The 18,600-nt window shown below is 36.8% G+C and carries 16 protein-coding genes; 11 read left to right on the forward strand and 5 right to left on the reverse strand.

The genetic code is table 11. The features are described from left to right. Positions 1 to 701: 701 nt before the first annotated feature. The 5 genes from BLL40_RS15625 to BLL40_RS15650 all read right to left on the reverse strand — a co-directional run bounded on the left by BLL40_RS15625 (position 702) and on the right by BLL40_RS15650 (position 3,798). Positions 702 to 953, reverse strand: a complete 252-nt coding sequence (locus tag BLL40_RS15625) for an RNA chaperone Hfq (protein WP_073712791.1) — start codon at positions 951 to 953, stop codon at positions 702 to 704. A 108-nt stretch (positions 954 to 1,061) separates the two neighbouring features. Next, a complete protein-coding gene (locus BLL40_RS15630; protein WP_073712792.1) occupies positions 1,062 to 1,283 on the reverse strand; it encodes a hypothetical protein in 222 nt (73 codons plus the stop codon). Further along, a complete protein-coding gene (locus BLL40_RS15635; protein ID WP_159434235.1) occupies positions 1,256 to 1,660 on the reverse strand; it encodes a hypothetical protein in 405 nt (134 codons plus the stop codon). The genes BLL40_RS15630 and BLL40_RS15635 overlap by 28 nt, the downstream gene beginning before the upstream one ends. Before the next feature lie 1,132 nt (positions 1,661 to 2,792). Beyond that, complete coding sequence (locus BLL40_RS15645; protein ID WP_073712795.1) at positions 2,793 to 3,047, reverse strand: hypothetical protein; 255 nt, start codon at positions 3,045 to 3,047, stop codon at positions 2,793 to 2,795. Beyond that, positions 3,031 to 3,798: a ParA family protein gene (locus tag BLL40_RS15650; protein WP_073712796.1), complete on the reverse strand. Its 768-nt coding sequence runs from the start codon at positions 3,796 to 3,798 to the stop codon at positions 3,031 to 3,033. Before BLL40_RS15650 ends, BLL40_RS15645 begins: the two co-directional genes overlap by 17 nt. A 1,359-nt stretch (positions 3,799 to 5,157) precedes the next feature. Here BLL40_RS15650 and BLL40_RS15665 point away from each other — a divergent pair. The 11 genes from BLL40_RS15665 to hxlB all read left to right on the forward strand — a co-directional run. Further along, the gene (locus BLL40_RS15665) at positions 5,158 to 6,387 is read left to right on the forward strand and encodes a replication initiation protein (protein ID WP_245797974.1); all 1,230 of its coding nucleotides are present in this window, start codon (positions 5,158 to 5,160) and stop codon (positions 6,385 to 6,387) included. 1,011 nt (positions 6,388 to 7,398) lie between these two features. Beyond that, complete coding sequence (locus tag BLL40_RS15670; protein WP_073712799.1) at positions 7,399 to 7,974, forward strand: DeoR family transcriptional regulator; 576 nt, start codon at positions 7,399 to 7,401, stop codon at positions 7,972 to 7,974. A gap of 360 nt (positions 7,975 to 8,334) precedes the next feature. Further along, complete coding sequence (locus tag BLL40_RS15675) at positions 8,335 to 10,272, forward strand: primary-amine oxidase (RefSeq protein WP_073712800.1); 1,938 nt, start codon at positions 8,335 to 8,337, stop codon at positions 10,270 to 10,272. Positions 10,273 to 10,626: 354 nt separating this feature from the next. Then, positions 10,627 to 10,908 carry a hypothetical protein gene (locus tag BLL40_RS17875; protein ID WP_073712801.1) on the forward strand — a complete coding sequence of 94 codons (282 nt, stop codon included), beginning with the start codon at positions 10,627 to 10,629 and terminating at the stop codon, positions 10,906 to 10,908. A gap of 16 nt (positions 10,909 to 10,924) precedes the next feature. Further along, a complete protein-coding gene (locus tag BLL40_RS15685; RefSeq protein WP_095532861.1) occupies positions 10,925 to 12,517 on the forward strand; it encodes a trimethylamine N-oxide permease in 1,593 nt (530 codons plus the stop codon). Between the two features lie 205 nt (positions 12,518 to 12,722). Then, entirely contained in the window at positions 12,723 to 14,096 is a 1,374-nt protein-coding gene (gene eat / locus BLL40_RS15690; RefSeq protein WP_073712803.1) for an ethanolamine permease, read from the forward strand. A gap of 414 nt (positions 14,097 to 14,510) precedes the next feature. Beyond that, positions 14,511 to 15,971, forward strand: coding sequence for a catalase KatA (katA, locus tag BLL40_RS15695; protein WP_073712804.1), 1,461 nt, complete (start codon positions 14,511 to 14,513; stop codon positions 15,969 to 15,971). Positions 15,972 to 16,093: 122 nt separating this feature from the next. Then, the gene (locus BLL40_RS15700) at positions 16,094 to 16,543 is read left to right on the forward strand and encodes a Fur family transcriptional regulator (RefSeq protein WP_073712805.1); all 450 of its coding nucleotides are present in this window, start codon (positions 16,094 to 16,096) and stop codon (positions 16,541 to 16,543) included. A 240-nt stretch (positions 16,544 to 16,783) separates the two neighbouring features. Beyond that, positions 16,784 to 17,158 carry a transcriptional activator HxlR gene (gene hxlR, locus BLL40_RS15705; protein ID WP_073712806.1) on the forward strand — a complete coding sequence of 125 codons (375 nt, stop codon included), beginning with the start codon at positions 16,784 to 16,786 and terminating at the stop codon, positions 17,156 to 17,158. A 263-nt stretch (positions 17,159 to 17,421) separates the two neighbouring features. Beyond that, positions 17,422 to 18,060: a 3-hexulose-6-phosphate synthase gene (gene hxlA / locus BLL40_RS15710; protein WP_073712807.1), complete on the forward strand. Its 639-nt coding sequence runs from the start codon at positions 17,422 to 17,424 to the stop codon at positions 18,058 to 18,060. Positions 18,061 to 18,064: 4 nt separating this feature from the next. Then, positions 18,065 to 18,600, forward strand: a 536-nt coding sequence (hxlB, locus tag BLL40_RS15715; RefSeq protein WP_073712808.1) for a 6-phospho-3-hexuloisomerase, incomplete at its 3' end; no start/stop codon positions are given.

The following is an 18,600-nucleotide window of genomic DNA, read 5'->3' on the forward strand; positions in this document are numbered from 1 at the left end:
CGTTTCATGGAGAAAAAAGGCATGGATTCAGACAAAATGTACGGACGCCACGCGAATCTGGAATAGGTATATCAGAATTTTGGTAACATCTATCAAAAGATTCGACTTATTATTTGAATTTTCTTAAAACTATCATATTCAAAAAAGGATGCCTTTAAAGACAATGCTTAATTGACTTTAAGGCATCTTTTTTCGTTGATTGTATAATTAGGTACCAGACAAAAATCTAATAACAAGGTGAGCATGGAAGATTAGGTTTAGAGAGGAGATAATAAAGCACTTGATGTAGATATAATGGAATAATTCATTAAGATAAATGAGCTTAGTTTATAAATAGCTGTTTATACAAACCTTTTATGCTTGACACCGTATAGAGAAACCATTTCTACATGAATAAAACGATTCTTTTTTCACACCCCCAACGACCTATCGAACGAACGTACCCAAACAAAGCGAAAACCAAGCTAAGTAGGGCGTGTGTCGTGTCAACGTACAAAATTAAGTTCTAACCGTAGGGACTGCGGGGTTAGCTTCCTAAAAAACGGGTGATTATACTGGAGTGCGCAGGAATCCTTCACTTCAAGCGTCAGTTAAGCGGCAGATAGTTCAGTGCCTATTCTACATAGAAAACCATAAATCTTGTAAGCCTCTATCTCAAACTATAATCTTTAGCCGAAAAGAAACTAGTATAGGAACATATCTTATTCCTTTTCAGCGATTTCTTGTTTCTTGCTTATGATGTATTTCATTGCATGCTTAAACACAGTAATCAGTTCACTTTTCCCTTCCAACTCTAGGACAATATGATATTTAGAAAACTGATATACAGTGCCTGTGATCGTTTTTCCGTCTAGAAAAGCAATCTTTACTTCCTGTCCTTTTCTAAACTGGTACGGCTTTTCATATGCAGGTGCATACTTCTTTTTTGTAGGGCTCTTTTGTTCCTCTGTCATTTTGTTTCTCTCCTTATTTTTGATTTATTTAAATATTTTATCAAATTTCCCGAGAAAACACCTCATCCTTCAGATATGTGAAAGACATAGTCCCATGAATTTAACAGGTTATGAATCTAAAAAATTATAAAAAACGGGATGATCTTTCATTATTTCCTTGCGTTTTTCAATGGTAAACATATTTCGTAGCACGCCAAAAAAGTAGCCTTCAAACGACCCTTTAATGCGTTTTTGCTGTTGAGCAAAGATACTTTCTTTGAATGACTGCAGGACAATGGGCACAATTTCTTCAAGAGGTACATCTAGACAACTTTTCCGATAGGCAAGCATCGTTTTGCCCCAAAAACGGTAAATACTTTTGCTTCGCCATAGAACATCTTCACCGCAGCCACAAATGTTTGTGAAATATAGGACGGTGTAAAACTGGCATCTAAATACGTTTCTTCTTTACGTATGGTATTAAATTTTGCCTCTTCCTCTTTAGAGACACAAGGGATTTCAGCGTTTTCAGCTTGGCAATCAGTTTGGTAAACTGATGGGGTAGAGCCTAAATCCAGAAGCTCTTCCCAGTAAAAATAATACGGATGATCCACAAATAGTTGGACCGGTGTACTCCGTCCATTTTGTGTGCTGGAACGACGATATACTGTATATAGAACGCCGGCTTCACGCAGCTTCTTGGTCACGTTCCGGATCGTCTTATCCACCAATCCGCAAAATAATGATCCTTTACAAAGAAGAAGCCATGCTTGGATGCAAACCAGCACATCATATCAATCGCTTTGCTTGTATCTTTTTTCAGCCGCCTGTAGTGTTCACCATATACTTTTTTACAGCTTCTAAAAGTTTTATTTTCATGGATTTCTGCTGCTTTTGGTTTTCAGTGTACACCTTGCAGCTCATCATTTTCTTGAAATCTTCCGTAGATATTAGTTTACTTACGGTCGTTGTCCTGTCTCCTTTTAGGAAAACAAAAAGACGCATTTACCGTATATAAACGGTAAACACGTCTTTTGCTTTTTTTATTTTCCGGTCGATTTTGTTAACTCTATTTATAGAAAACTTTTGAATTTTATACAATATATTATAAATTTAAATTTTTGATTAGTTACATATTTCTCGATATTATAGTTCATAGCATACAAAAAACCGATCAGTAAAAGTGAACGGTTCAAATTGATTGTTCTCTTGACTTGATATAGTTATTATCTTCACTGAAATTGATCGAATTTTCAAATAATTAAAAAGAGCGTAATTCATGCTTTTTAATATCATTCCGTATTTAACTTCATTCCTATCCTCCATGCGTATGTATTTAATTTTCTTTGTGCGCAATAAAAAGAACAGAAGTTCACTCCCGTTCCTGGTATTGGCCCCACCTACGCCAAATACCTTGACAGCCACGCGTGCCGTCCTACCCGGTACTACATTTTTTATTGCGACTTTGTTTTTATACCCTGCACCAGCACATTGTAAACGCTTACTTTAAATTTCATTCTAAAAATGTCTTTATGAGAAAAAACCATACCAATTTGATATAAACTTTTCTTATTTCCTTGTTAAGGAATTGGGGAGAAGATTTGCTTAATCTTAATTAGCAGCCTATCCTAGTTACTTAATATTTAGGGACTAACCACTCAATATAATGATGAATGAAATAAATTATACTTAACTATTATTTATTTACCCGATCTTAACAAGATAAAACCTTTTTTCAAAAAACATCTTAATCTTTTAAAAAAGGAAAAACATTTTAAATCCAGTAAGTAGATTTCATTACTGGATTTAAAAAATGTATTCCTGTATTTCTGTATAACTGTATAATGTTTTTTCATTATATTAATCATCAATGTATTTTTTCACGGCTGCTTCAACAACCTCAGTCATTGTTATCTCGTTTAAAGCTGCATATAATTTTAGTTTTTTATGAAGCTCAATATCCAATTCGTAAGTTGCTTTTTTTTTCTTTCCTGTATTTACAGTTTCCTGTGTTACTGTATTGCTGGATATAGAACTTAACACATCTTCTTTCTTTTTTGTGGTGGGTGTTTCTTCTTCGCTTAACAGTCCCGCAAATTTAGCTTTTTTCGACACGTTCAATCAACTCCTCCACAAAATGAGTATATTCAGTTAATGCTTTTCGATCTGCTTTTGTTCGATCTGATATTCCTGTAATTGTAAATTCTTTTATTCTTGCTTGTCTTTTTACAACGCTATTAAAAACAAGTTCTTCATAATCATCACGGACTTTTCTTAAAATAGATTGATCTAAAGAAGCGCGTGAGTTTAATAAAACAGATAAAATTCCGGCTAATTTCATTTTTGGATTGTATGCTTCTTTTACAATCTGGCATGTTTCTAGATAATCATCTAAGGCGTGAAAAGCAAATGGATCGGTTTGGAGCATTGTAACGGTGTAATCGCTTGCAGTAAGTCCTAAAAGAGTTTGTTCGGCTAGGGCCGGTGGGAGATCCATCAAAATATAATCATATTCTTCTTGAATACTCTCGATAGACAGTTTGAGTAAATGGAGACGCTGCTTTTCTTTAGATGAAGAGACAAGGCCTGGTATTTTTGAAGCATCATCATTCGCTGCTATTACATGAAGAGTATCTGTAATTACAGTAATACAGTTATCTGTATTTACAGCTTTTAATACGTCATAAATGGTTTTTTCAAAACTATTTTTACTTTTACCTGTGAGCATTCTTGTTAAGTTCCCTTGACCATCAAGGTCAACAGCAAGAACTTTCTTTGTTTTAGATAAAATAAATGCTGTAATAGCTGTTGTAGTTGTTTTTCCAACCCCGCCTTTTTGTAGACCGAAAGAAATCACTATTGCCATGTTGTCCCTCCTTTTAAATGTAAAACTGCATTTACAGTTTACTGTAAAAAAAAATGCGATGCAAACGTATTGTTTAAAGGAACGCTTCTCTATTTTTTATCTTTTTCCGACATAACACTCCTTACCCAAGGAACGTGAAGGGTGTAGCCCAGTGAGTAGGTGGGAGATGAATGTCGGGTGGTGGTAGCCAAAATATTTGCTATCATGTGCTTGTACAGATGGCTCTTTGAAAACTGAAGATATAAGGTTGTTGTAGGGAATTCGTCTACAACGTAAAATCTTCAACGTTCTATCGTCCCACGCTCACCGAAGTGGCGAAAACCAAGCGAAAGTAGGGAGCGTCGCGAGTCAACGTACAAGTAACTTCTAACCGTAGGGACTACGGAGTGAGCCTGCTAAGATAACAGGTGGATACACTCGTGTTCGCAGGAATCCCCGACTTCAAGCGTTAGCTAAGTAGGGGTAGTTCAAGTGGTAAGTTATTCACTTAATATGTCAGGAAAATATATACAAATGAGTGTCAGTGAAAAAGAATCCGATCTCAGCTCCTTAGTGACTGTGATAGATAATGTAAGAATCTTGGATGTCGTCAGAGTTAATGAAGGTGCTCTATTTGGCTCTATAATGGTCATATTAGGTGTTTCGTAATGATACTTCATAAAACCTTAATAAAAGCATTAGAAGCCTTTAGAAGTGAAAATAGAGCTTTACAGAGGGTTGTTACTAGTTTAAAAGCAAACATTTGGATTGACACAGATCAAATCAGAGATTAAATCTAGAAAATAAAGTTTTTGAAAGAGTACGGAATTGTTTTAAAAAGATATGCGAATGTTTTAGATAATTATTAATTAACCTGAAAGTGATTTATAAGCATAAGATGGCGTTGGCTACTTTCAAACATTTAAAACGGATTCAAGTAAATTATGTGAGTCGGGGGTGTGAATTGTTTTTAGGAAGTGTTTTAATATTTAATTTTTTATTCACACATCTCTTTTTTGTGTGTTTTACAATAATTTATTTTATCTTGTTTTATCTTGTTTTATCTTGTTTTCGGAGGCTGAAAAGTCAGTCGTACCAATGGTTTATCGGCCCTATGTATAACAAAAATGGTGCTAACCATAACAAAAATGGTGCTAACCATAACAAAAATGGTGCTAACCATAACAAAAATGGTGCTATAACTATAACAAAAATGGTGCTAACTATAACAAAAATGGTGTGAGTATAACAAAAATGGTGCCAATTATAACAAAAATGGTGCTTAGGCAAAATCATCAAAACTTTAACTATAACAAAAAACTCTTTTGTTATAGTTAAAGTTTTGTCATAATTAGATCAAGTGAGAGGAGAGGATCTTTGTTGCTAACTACTGCAACAGAAATTATTGAACCGCATCTTAATAATCTTGTGACAAAGTCTAATCTGCTAATTGAAGCAAACTATAAACTTGGTGTCGTGGAACAAAAAATCATTTTATGTTTGGCTAGTAATATCAGCCCTGCCGATTCAGATTTTAAAACCTATACATTGCCAATTAAAGAATTTACCAACCTTCTGGGCTTAAAAGGAACACCTAAATATACAGAATTAAGACAGATCACGAAAGAATTAATGCAAAAAGTATTTGAAGTACGAATTGATAAGAAAGTCATTCAAGTTTCTTGGCTAAGCTACGTGGCGTATAACGAGACTGAAGGAGCAATAGATATTAGGTTTGATCCTTTTTTGCGTCCGTATTTATTAGAATTAAAAAAGGAATTTACGAGTTATAAGCTTGAAAATATTATAAAATTAAAAAGTTCTTATTCGATTCGGATATATGAACTTTTAAAACAATATGAAAAGCTGCAAGAAAGAACCTTTCATCTGACGAGTTTACGGAAAATGCTAGGTGCTGAAGATATATATAACGCGTATGGTAATTTTAAACAACGTGTGCTGGTGCCGGCGCAAAAAGAGTTAAAAATGAAAACCGATATTTCCTTTAAAATTGAAGAAGTGAAAAAAGGGCGAAAAGTGGAGAAAATCAAATTCCTTATATTTTCTACAAGGAATCATAAGGCTGAGCAATTGGATTTTTTTCATGAAAATTTAGAAGAATTTAAGCTGCCAAATTCTTTTTCTGAAACTGTAAAAAAGCTCGGATTAAGCTTAGGTATACAGCTAACAGATGAATTAATTGAATCTTGGAGAAAACACGGACAGGATACTGTGATTGATCTGTTAGAGAAAATGCAGGATAGAAGAGACATAGAAAATCCAGTTGGCTACATCATAAAAGTTTTAAACACTCCAGGAGCCAATGAGGTTGCTGCAACATCAGAAAACGGGGATATTATAGCCCATCTAGTTTCTGAATTCAGACAATCAAAAGAATACTTACCTGATTGGCTAGTGACGAGAAAATCCATTGAAGAGATAAAAACATGGATGGCAATCGATCATGAACAAGCTAATCAAAAATTTGAAGACATTAAACATGAATTATATGAAATCCTTCAGATTGAGGAACTAGAGAACATTGAACGTTCAAAAGAGGAAATGGAGGAAGAAAAAAAGATACTTTTAGAGAGGATACATAGCTCTTGAACTACCCCCATTTAGCTAACGCTTGAAGTGGTGGATTCCTGCGAACACTAGTGTATCCCCCCGTTATTGAGCAGCCTCTACCCGTAGTTCCTACGGTGAAAGCACAAAGTATCTTGTACGTTGGACTCACCACAGGCTCTACTTTAGCTTGGTTTTCGCGACTTCGGTACGTATGGGGGATGAGAACGTTGAAGAATTTACCTGCTAGAACCTCATATCTTCAGTTTTTAAAGAACAACTTGTACAGGTAATTTATACCAATAAAACGCATGTTTTGATACGCAAAAAGGTGATTCATCCCCCACTTATTTTTGGGCTACGCCCTGCACAAAATGGAAGATGGAGTCTTCTTGCCTAAAAAAGATAAATGTAAATATAACATTTTTGGTTATATTCATTTTTATGTTCGGATAAGTGTAGACGAATAAACGTTGCATATATAGCTTTTGTATATTGATTTTATCGCTGACAATCTAATGAATCCATTTTTGTACACAAAAACGAGGCTGCCCCCAGTCAATATTCATTGACTGGGGGCAGCCTCGTTTTCGAATAGTATTAAAAATGACAAGGTCCACTGCAATTATTGCATACGCTTTTTAACGTGTTCTCCCTCTCTGCAATATCTTTATCCGTGAGTTGCACTATCATTTGCAGATTAGCTTCTGCATTTATCATCCCATATAGCAATGCTTTTCTCTAACGATACCTGACAAACAGATAGTTCGAAGCGAAACTGTGATAATTAGGTTGATGTTGCTTCATGTTCTTTTGTTATTTGGGTAACCTGGTTGTTTCTATATTTAAGTACAAGAATGAATAATACAATTGATTCTTGTAGAAATGTTAAAGTTCAACATTTCTTTCCGTTTTTTACAATGACTTATAAGTAGATTTAGATATTCTACATATAGAACATTAAACCATTAACATATTTGATTTATATTATGAAATTAAAGGTTTTAAGAGATGAATATCAATTATTTTTGATAATAAGAACGGAGGAATATAATGTTGCCCTTAGAACGTAAACAACAAATTTTAACATGGTTAGAGGAGGAAGAGACGTTACGAATTTCTGAGATTAGTAAACGATTAGATGTGTCTGTTATGACCGTTTATCGTGACTTGAAGCCGCTAATTGAAGAACAAAAGGTGTTAAAAACATCAAATGGTGTTACGTATACTCCAGAAAACGCTGTTGTATCTAAAAATTGTTCGTATTGCAATAAGCCTTCAAATACCCGATTCTCTGTACAACTCATCAAATTGAATAATCGAGTCGAACATACTTGTTGTGCTCATTGTGCGCTACTTCGATACCAAGATATAGAACAAAAGGTTTCCCAAATCATTTGTTATGACTTTTTAAAAGAGACAACAATCAGTGCCAAGATAGCGACTTTCTTATTTAATTCAGATCTACACCTTAATCACTGTCAGCCACAAGTACTTATTTTTGAATCTATGAAGCAAGCAAAGCAATTTCAATTAGGATTTGGCGGCGACATTTATCAATTCGAAGGAGCGATTGATAAAGTAAACGAGGTCATGACAGGCAAAGGCTGTAATAAATCTATTATTTAGAAATCGATATTTGTGATCGTGATAGACGTGTTCATACCGCTAATTATTAACCTCTTGTTGGACCGGTTTGTTTTTATAAAGATCAAATCATTAAACGAATGGTTAGGTTAGGAAATAGAAGACTATTAGTAGTCGCCAATGAATTGAACTTTAAAATCTATCGAAAAGTCAGAATAGTTCCGTTTTTTACAATTAATGAAATAAAGACTTAGATAATATTTAGTTAAATCAATGGTTCCTCACTAAACAAGCTAACAAAGGGTATTTTTGACTAGGGGCTGGAGATTAACGATTCATTGGGGATTAATAAATTAGTTATATGCATTAGGAGCTATCAATAGATAAAAGGGAGGATATTACATGAGCACTCAAGAAACATTGAAGCAAGTGGGCCATCCATTAGAGCCGCTTACAGCAGACGAAATTATAAAAGCGGTTGCAATTGCAAGAAAAGAAAGAGGACTAACGGATAAAGCACGATTTGAGCAAGTTGGTTTGTATGAGCCTGAAAAATCAGTTGTGTTAAATTTCAAAGAAGGAGATGCAATTGTACGTGAAGCGTTCATGATCGTGTTAGATACGGCAGATAGCCAAACGTATGAAGGTGTTGTCTCTCTTACGGATGAAAAAGTGATTTCATGGACACATATTCCAGGTGTTCAACCTTCATTCCTTTTCGACGAGTATTATGAGCTTGAAGAAACAGTGAAAAAACACCCTGATTTCCATGCAGCGCTTGCAAAACGCGGCATTACAGATCCAAGCCTAGTTATGGTAGATCCTTGGTCTGTTGGTAACTTCGGTATTGTAGAAGATGAAGGAAAACGTCTTGCAAAAGCATTATGCTTTGTAAGAAAATTTGAAGGCGATAATGCTTATGCATATCCTCTATCAGGTCTACTACCTGTCGTCGACTTAAGCACAATGGAAATTGTACGTATTGAAGACTACGGAGTAAGACCGATTGCACCAACAGCTGCACCATATAAACCTGAACAATCTGATGCGATCCAAGTACGGACAGATTTAAAACCATTAGAAATTACACAACCAGAAGGCCCTAGCTATGAAATTAATGGACATAACATTAAGTGGCAAAAATGGGACATTCGAATTGGTTATACAGCACGTGAAGGTCTTGTTCTTAACACAGTAGATTATGAAGATAAAGGAGTAAAACGCCCGATTCTATATCGTGCAGCTTTATCTGAAATGGTTGTTCCTTACGGCGATACAGATCCTGCTCATGACTGGCAATGTGCGTTTGATGCTGGTGAATACGGTATCGGCCAATTAGCGAACTCATTAGAGCGTGGTTGTGACTGTGTCGGTCATATCGACTACTTCGATGCTATTATGGCAACAGGTAATGGTGAAATTCACCGAATTCCTAATGCGATTTGTCTTCATGAAGAAGATTACGGAATTGCATGGAAACATACAGATTGGAGAACAGGTGATGTAGAAGTACGTCGTTCACGTCGTTTAGTAATTTCATTCTTCACGACAGTAGCGAACTATGACTACGGATTCTTCTGGTACTTCTATACAGACGGTAAAATTGAACATGAAGCAAAATTAACAGGTATCTTGAATGTTAGTGTGCTTGAAGAAGGCGAAAATCCGAAGTATGGTTCATTGGTAGCACCACAAATTGGCGCACCAATCCACCAACATATCTTTAACTACCGTATTGACGTAAATATCGATGGACAACAAAACTCTGTTCAAGAATTGAACACAGTAGCATCGAAACCTGATTATGCAACAAATAAACAATTAAATGCTTTCCATGTTGAGACAACAACGTTCCAAACAGAACTAGAAGCTCAACGTAACATGAATCTTGAAACAGCAAGAGGTTGGAAGATCATTAACCCTAACAAGAAAAACTTTGTTGGTGAGCCAGTAGGTTTTGAACTTGTACCTGGTGAAAATGCAATTCCATTCTTACATGATGAATCAAGTATCGTGAAGCGTGCAGGATTTATTAAACATCATTTACACGTGACAAAATTTGATCGTGATCAAATGTATGCTTCTGGTAAGTACCCGAACCAAGGGGAATGGAACGGAAGCACGCTTAATAATTGGGTAAAAGAGAACCGCAATATTGAAAATGAAGATATTGTCGTTTGGTACAATATGGCTGTTCATCACGTTGTACGTCCGGAAGATTGGCCAGTAATGCCAACTCATTATATCGGATTCAAGTTGAAACCGCATGGTTTCCATGATGGAAATCCAGCGTTGGATCTTCCACGTCCAGCAGCAGTAAAAGGCCAAAGCTGCCATTAATAACTAAAAGTTGTTTGAAAAGGGAATTGTCATCAATTCCCTTTTCACCTTCTTATATATTAGGTAGTGAACAAACATGTTTCTCACTATCTGCACTTCACTCTATTAGTCTTACTTTATACGAGTATTTGTTTAATAAAAACGCATCAAGTGGAAAGTATTTAGAGAACATGACAGACATGATGATCGTCAAGGTATTATGCATGGGGAGCAGTTTAACCATCGGCTTAATTATCGGAATTTTCTATACAAGTGATTTAGCTCACACTACAATGATTTCGATGACAGCCAGTCTGATTGCTGGGTATTTAGTCATATAGCCTATTAGCCATTGGAGAAGGAATAGCTAATGGAATGATGGGCGCTATGATTGAAGATATTTTACCACCAGATAATTATACAGCGATGCTTATTTATATGAATGTCCTCTTTATTGTAAGTGGGTTGTTCATTGTGACAATGATGAATGTGGAATTGAAGAAGTATAAAGAAAATGTGACATTTAAACCACGAACTTATCCACGGATTATTACAACCGTTATTTCAACTATATTAATCTTTGCTTTTTCTTATATGGAAGCGGATACAATTGAATCTCACCAAGACCAATCAGATGCACACGAACACCATCACTGATTTAGGAGGGGAATTTATGGCCGTAAGAAAAGAAGGAGATGTACTACAAAGTACAGACTCACCAACAGTATTAAAAAAGGAAATGACGTGGAAGGATGCGTTTTGGCTCGCTAGCGGTGTACCTGCCTTAGTCTTATTTTCAATTGGAGCCATTGCGGCTACAGTAGGAAATCTTTCTTGGTTAGTTTGGACCGTATCTATTCTAATTGGGCTAACTCAAGCTTTCCTTTTTGCCGAAATCGCAGGTATGTACCCGAATAAATCTGGGGGAGCATCCGTATATGGTGCGATGGCCTGGGTGAAATATTCGAAAGTTTTATCCGCCATCTCCATATGGAGTAACTGGATCGCTTGGACTCCAGTATTAGCTCTTGGAACAAAATTAGCTTCGGGCTTCGTCTTAACAACATTTTTTCCAACGGCAGCCATTACTACTTGGGGATTCACACTACTGGATTTAGGTTTTATCCGTCCAGATCTAACTGTTCGTTTTGATTTTGCCTTTGTTTTAGCTCTTGCTTTCCTTTTTATCGTTTATGCGATCCAAAACTTAGGTGCTGTAAATGCTGCACGTATCCAAAGGATTATTGCAGTAATCGCCCTTATACCTTTACTTATCGTGGGGATCGTACCGTTATTTACTCAAGGTATTAATGTGGAAAATATCATCCCTAGCCTTCCAACAGGAATTTCTTGGGATGAAGCAGGGTGGACATTATTATTTGGGGGCTTGTTTTTAGCTGCTTGGTCTACTTATGCTTTTGAAACATCAATTTGTTATACGAGTGAGTTTAAAGATCCTAAAAAAGACACAGTTAAAGCAATTATGTTTTCAGGTTTATTATGTTTAGCCGTTTTCACCATTGTTCCATTCTCTTTTCAAAATGCTTTAGGACTTGCAGGGTTACTTGATCCTGATATTGCAAGTGGAATGGGCGTCGGTACGGCGATGGCTAAGATGGTAGGCGGCGGTGTAGTCATAGGAACGATTATTGTCCTATTGCTTATCCTGTCTACGATATTGTCTATCATGACTTCTATGGGTGGTTCGTCCCGTACTTTATATCAAGGATCTGTGGATGGATGGCTTCCAAAATTTATGTCCCGTGTTAATAATAACGGAGCGCCTACTGGAGCAATGTGGACGAACTTAGTCTTCAATATCATCTTACTTTCGTTGTCTGACTACACATTTATCCTTGCTATTTCAAATGTAAATTACATCATATTGAACTTTTTCAATTTAAGTTCTGGATGGATCCACCGAGTAGACCGTCCAAACTGGCCACGCCCCTTTAGAGTGCCAACATGGCTTATAGGAATAAATGGAGTGTTAGCTTTTGTAAATGTTGCTTTCTTAGGACTGGGTGCTATCGTTTGGGGACCCGGCACGCTTATCTCTGGTTTAGTCGTTTCCCTATTTATTATCCCTGTGTTTCTTTACAGACACTATGTTACTGATAAAGGACAATTTCCGGAGAATGCTGCCGGCGATGAACTAGATGCAACACATTATAAAAAGAAAGCGGGTATTTTGCCATATGTGGCTGTTGTTGCCGCAATTGGAATTATCATTGTTACTAGTCAAATAGCTGTTTTTAATCCTTAATAGAAGGTTTTCATCGTGATCATTGCATATGTGATGTCTGTAATCGATGACATGTCTGTGCGAGATTTATACGATATAAACAGAAATAAGTAGAGTATTTATAGAGATTCTTGATTCTAGTAATTAAGAGTCTCTATTTTATGAAATAATGGGTTGGGATTTTTGTGAAATTAGTTTAAAAATTAACAGGAAAAGGGGTTTTTGAGTGAGTACTGAAAATTTAGAATTAAAAAAGGTGTTGACGCCAATCCATTTATGGGGCTTAGGTGTTGGGATTGTTATATCAGGTTCTTATTTCGGATGGAACTATGGGCTCGCTGAATCAGGTTTTGTAGGCATGTTAATTGCTACTGCTATTATTGGTCTTTTGTATACAACATTATGTTTTTCACTTGCAGAGTTAGCGACGATCATGCCCCATGCAGGCGGAGGATACGCTTTTGCAAGGAGAGCTATGGGTCCATTAGGAGGTTATCTTACAGGCGTAGGTGTTGCGCTAGAATTTGCGGTAGGAACAGCCGTTTTCACATCCGGTGCAGGTTATTATGTTAACTTCCTTATACCAGCAATCAATCCCATTGTCGCTGCAGCCGTGCTGTACATCTTTTTCTTTGCTCTTCATATTTTAGGTGTTAAAGAATTTGCAACAGTTGAAATGGTCCTTGTCACCATCTCTGTAGCTATGTTAATTGTTTTTGCCATTTATGGGGTTCCTCATGTTCAGACTGAAAGATTGTTTGGTGGAGAAAGTCTTATTCCTGGAGGAATTGCAGGTGTTTGGGCAGCTCTTCCTTACGCAATGTGGCTGTATATTTGTATGGAAATGTTACCGATGCTAGCAGAAGAATGTCGTAATCCCGTGAAGGATTTACCTAGAGGGATTATGGCTGCGATCGCTACTCTTATCGTTCTCGCTTTCCTTGTCGTGACGGTTACTGTCGGTCTTGGTGGAGCTTCAGGTACGTCTGTAGTGGAAAACCCTCTTTCCTATGCCATTTCTAATGGTATTAGTGAAAATTTATGGTTAGTTGATGGACTGGCTATCGTTGGTTTGTTCGGGATGCTTTCGAGTTTGGCAGGCGCAATCTTAGCTTATTCCCGCCAAGTTTTCTCATTGTCAAGATCAGGTTATTTACCTAGTTTCTTATCACGCTTGCATAAAACACGCCGAACACCTTATCTAGCAGTTGTTGTTCCGGGTTCGATCGGTTTCGTCTTTGTTCTAATGTTTGACCCGAATAAACTAATTTTGATTGCTACATTTGGGGCATTGGTTTCTTACATTATGATGAATATTTCACTCATGATTTTGCGTAAAAAAGAACCTAATCTTGCACGACCTTATAAAGCTCCATTTTATCCTGTAGCACCGATCGTATGTATTATTCTAAGTATCATAGCTCTATTTTCATCCGTGTTTAAAGATATTAACTTCTTCTTCATTAACATAGCTATTTTTGCTGTAGCAATTGGTTACTACTTCGTTTGGGCAAGACATCGTATAAACGCAGATGCTCCAGAAGAGCAATTTGCTAATATGACACAAGAAGAAATGAATAAAGAGAATGTTTCTGTATAACTAGCCTGTATAAAGAATCAATAGTATTTCAATTTAGATACTATTGATTTTTTATGATGAATATTTTACTCATTTATTTTAGCATTCTTAAATGACATTTACTCGCTCTAGTTCCTTAAGTTTTGTCGAATATTGAATGCGACAAAACTGGTTGTAACACGAAATGCTGCGTAAAAAGAACCGAATCTTGCACACTCTTATAAAGCACCGTTTTATTCTGTAGGGATTGGTTATTACTGCATTGGATCAACGCAGATGTATCAGAAGAAATAATGAAAGAGAATATATTTGTATAACTAATCTATATAAAGAATCAATAGTATTTAGTATTAAATACTATTGATTTTTTTATGATAACTGTTATTATTAATGGTAGTCTAAAAATTATGATAATTCTGTGATGAGGTGAATCTATTGAGTACGAATAATAACAAATTGACAACCAATTGGGGTGCTCCAGTTGGCGACAATCAAAATTCTATGACAGCCGGTTCGCGCGGACCTACTTTAATTCAAGATGTACATCTTTTAGAAAAATTAGCGCATTTCAATAGAGAACGTGTTCCAGAACGTGTTGTGCACGCAAAAGGTGCAGGTGCGCACGGTTATTTCGAAGTAACAAACGATCTTTCTCAATATACAAAAGCGAACTTTTTGTCAGAAGTTGGAAAACGCACACCTATGTTTATCCGTTTCTCAACAGTAGCTGGTGAGCTAGGATCTTCAGATACAGTACGTGACCCTCGTGGATTTGCTGTGAAGTTTTACACAGAAGAAGGAAATTACGATATTGTTGGGAACAACACACCTGTATTCTTTATTCGTGATGCAATTAAATTCCCTGACTTCATTCATACACAAAAACGTCATCCACAAACACATTTGAAAAATCCAAATGCTGTATGGGATTTCTGGTCATTATCTCCTGAGTCTTTACATCAAGTAACGATTTTGATGTCTGACCGTGGTATTCCGGCATCATTACGTACGATGAATGGCTATGGAAGCCATACATTTAAATGGGTAAACGAAAAAGGCGAAGGTGTTTGGGTAAAATATCACTTTAAAACAGAGCAAGGCGTACAAAACCTTGATGCCAATGTAGCTGCACAACTTGCAGGTGAAAACCCAGATTATCATACAGAAGAGTTGTTCCATGCCATTGAGAATGGTAACTTCCCTTCATGGAAACTTTCTGTTCAAATTATGCCACTTGAAGATGCGAACACATACAAATGGGATCCATTTGATGTGACAAAAGTTTGGTCACAAAAAGATTATCCATTAATCGAATTAGGCCGGATGGTGCTTGATCGCAATCCTGAAAACTATTTTGCGGAAGTAGAACAAGCAACATTCTCACCAGGCACATTCGTACCGGGTATCGAAGCGTCTCCGGATAAAATGTTGCAAGGTCGTTTATTTGCTTACAATGATGCACATCGTTATCGTGTAGGTGCAAACCATCAAGCACTTCCAATTAACAGACCGGTTAATGAAGTGAATAATAACCAACGCGATGGGCAAATGCGTTTTGATAAAAATGGTGGCAGCTCTTCCATCTATTACGAACCAAATAGTCTTGGTGGTGCAACAGAATCACCTGCAGACAATGTAACGCCATTTGAAGTGTCTGGTGAGGCTGGTACGCATGCTTACAGCCATGACGATCACTACACACAAGCTGGTGATCTATATCGTCTTATGAGTAAAGAGGAACGCGCACGTTTAGTTGCGACTATTGCAGGGGCGATGGCTCCAGTGGAAAGTGATGAAATTAAACTTCGCCAAATTAGTCATTTCTATAAAGCAGATCCAGAGTATGGAGAGGGTATTGCAAAAGCTCTTAATTTACAAGTTCCAGTCCAATCTTAAACTTGATTTTATGAAATAAAGCAGTTGATAAAATTTAATAAAACAATGAAAAGATCATCATTATGATGGTCTTTTCTACTCTATCATCATTAATTTAAAATAAGAGTAATGAGGTGTTGAAAATGACTCAACATCGTATAAAGGAAGGTTTTGAGCTTTTAAAGAAAAATGGGTCAAGAATGACGCCCCAACGAAAAGCGATCATGGAGTATTTGGCAAATACGAAATCCCATCCAACAGCAGATCAAATATACAATTCAATAAAAGATCAGTTTCCGAATCTTCCGCATACTACTGTGTACAATAACTTAAAATGTTTAAAAAAATATGGAATTATTAATGAACTTACTTATGGACAATCTGCAAGTCGTTATGAATGGACGACAGCTTTTCATTATCATGTAGTATGTGATTCGTGCGGCACGTTACATGATCTCCACTACCCTAAGTTAGAAGAAGTCGAACAGTATGCTGAGAAAAAATCACGGTTTAATGTAACTCAACATTTATTTGAGATTCATGGAACTTGTTTGGAATGTAAAAATGAAAACGTTTCCTTTGAAGAGAGTTAGAAAAACCTAATTTCACTGATAGTTCAACCTTATCGCCCTGTACTTTTATTGAGTCAGGGTGTTTGTGTGTCAGTTGACTATTACTGTCTGCACGCACAGATGATTGAACACATTTAGTTTGATGAAATATATGTTTCACAGACAGAATGGACACTTTATTTGTAAGGGCACACTTTTTTATATATAGTGTAAAAATCATACTGTTACGTATGGTATATACTGAATAGGGAGGAATGACGAATGAGCCATACTCGTGAAAAGTCGTTTAATTGTGAAAAAGAATTAACACTTTCTATTATCGGTGGAAAATGGAAGATGTTGATTATATGGCACTTAGGGAAAGAAGGAACAAAGAGGTTCGGTGAATTGAAAGCGCTCATACCTGCCATCACTCAAAGAATGCTTGTGAGCCAGCTTCGGGAGTTAGAAGAGGACCTCATTGTTTATCGAGAAGTATATCCTGTCGTACCGCCCAAAGTCGAATATTCACTCACTGAACGAGGACATACGCTTATCCCCATTCTCGAGTCTATGTATATATGGGGGAAGGATTACACAGAAAGCATTTTGAGTAAGGAAACGGAAAAAACGTCTGTGTTGAGCAACAAAAAATGAAAATACAATTTTCTACTTTTTAGCACCAGCTGGATATATCTAAGACGAATGTCAGGCTGACAATACGTCATAATTTTTTTTTCGAAATGGACTATTTTCATATACTAATCATCTTTAAATATAAAAGAAGTGTCATATTAGATCCAATTAGTATATTTTTAGGCACTATATGATAACAAAGTGCGTACTTTGTTTTCTGAAAATTAGGATATATAATGACTGTAGTACCAATCTAACAAACTATTAGAAGGAGTGACATATCCATGAAATTACAATTAGCACTTGATCTTGTCAACATTCCAGAAGGTATCGCAGTAGTGAAAGAAGTAGAACAATTCGTTGATGTCGTTGAAATCGGCACACCTGTTGTTATTAACGAAGGCCTTCGTGCTGTAAAAGAAATGAAAGAAGCATTCCCGAACTTGACTGTTCTTGCAGACTTGAAAGTAATGGATGCAGGCGGTTATGAAGTAATGGTAGCTTCTCAAGCAGGCGCAGGTATCGTAACCGTTCTTGGTGCAACAGATGATGCAACAATCAAAGGTGCCGTAGAAGAAGCGAAAAAACACGGTTCTGAAATCTTGATCGACATGATCAACATTAAAGACCTTGCAAAACGTGCACAAGAAGTAGACGCACTTGGTGTAGATTACATCTGTGTACATACAGGTTACGATCTTCAAGCAGCGGGTGAAACACCGTTTGAACAACTTAAAACGATCAAAAGTGTCGTGAAAAACGCGAAAACAGCTGTTGCAGGCGGTATTAAATTGGAAACGCTTCCGGGTGTTATTGAAGCGCAACCGGATCTTGTTATCGTAGGCGGCGGTATCACAGGCGCAGACGACAAAAAAGCAGTTGCGGCAGAAATGCAACAACTAATCCAAAAAGCAACGGTTTAATCGTATGCAAACGACGGAATATACTCAAATCGTTTTGCAGGAGCTTCAAAAGACAGCGGGCCTTATTCGTAATGAGAGTGCGGAACAGCTGGTCGATGGCATTTTAAACGCTAAAAAAGTATTTGTAGCTGGAGCCGGCCGTTCTGGTTTCATGGCGAGATGCTTTGTTATGCGTATGATGCACATGGGTCTTGATCCGTATATCGTTGGAGAAACGGTAACACCGAATTTAGAGGAAGGTGATATTTTTATCATCGGCTCTGGATCAGGTGAAACGAAAAGCCTTGTGGCGATGGCGGAAAAAGCAAAAAGCATTGGCGCAACCGTTGCTGCCGTGACGATTTTTCCGAACTCAACAATTGGCAACTTAGCTGATATCGTGATTGAAATCCCTGGTCAGGCGAAATCGGGTGCAGATACAGGAAACAAAACGATTCAGCCAATGGGTTCTTTGTTTGAGCAAAGTCTGTTATTGTTTTATGATTCCATCATTCTTCGTTTCATGGAGAAAAAAGGCATGGATTCAGACAAAATGTACGG

The sequence above is a fragment of the Domibacillus mangrovi genome (assembly GCF_001906925.1).
Taxonomy (GTDB): Bacteria; Bacillota; Bacilli; order Bacillales; family Domibacillaceae; genus Domibacillus; species Domibacillus mangrovi.

Excerpts from the sequence above, each read along its gene's own strand:
- BLL40_RS15625 (WP_073712791.1), bottom strand. The coding sequence starts at position 953 with ATGACAGAGGAACAAAAGAGCCCTACAAAAAAGAAGTATGCACCTGCA.
- BLL40_RS15630 (WP_073712792.1), bottom strand. The coding sequence starts at position 1,283 with ATGCTTGCCTATCGGAAAAGTTGTCTAGATGTACCTCTTGAAGAAATT.
- BLL40_RS15650 (WP_073712796.1), bottom strand. The coding sequence starts at position 3,798 with ATGGCAATAGTGATTTCTTTCGGTCTACAAAAAGGCGGGGTTGGAAAA.
- BLL40_RS15670 (WP_073712799.1), top strand. The coding sequence starts at position 7,399 with ATGTTGCCCTTAGAACGTAAACAACAAATTTTAACATGGTTAGAGGAG.
- BLL40_RS15675 (WP_073712800.1), top strand. The coding sequence starts at position 8,335 with ATGAGCACTCAAGAAACATTGAAGCAAGTGGGCCATCCATTAGAGCCG.
- BLL40_RS17875 (WP_073712801.1), top strand. The coding sequence starts at position 10,627 with ATGATGGGCGCTATGATTGAAGATATTTTACCACCAGATAATTATACA.
- BLL40_RS15685 (WP_095532861.1), top strand. The coding sequence starts at position 10,925 with ATGGCCGTAAGAAAAGAAGGAGATGTACTACAAAGTACAGACTCACCA.
- BLL40_RS15700 (WP_073712805.1), top strand. The coding sequence starts at position 16,094 with ATGACTCAACATCGTATAAAGGAAGGTTTTGAGCTTTTAAAGAAAAAT.
- hxlR (WP_073712806.1), top strand. The coding sequence starts at position 16,784 with ATGAGCCATACTCGTGAAAAGTCGTTTAATTGTGAAAAAGAATTAACA.
- hxlA (WP_073712807.1), top strand. The coding sequence starts at position 17,422 with ATGAAATTACAATTAGCACTTGATCTTGTCAACATTCCAGAAGGTATC.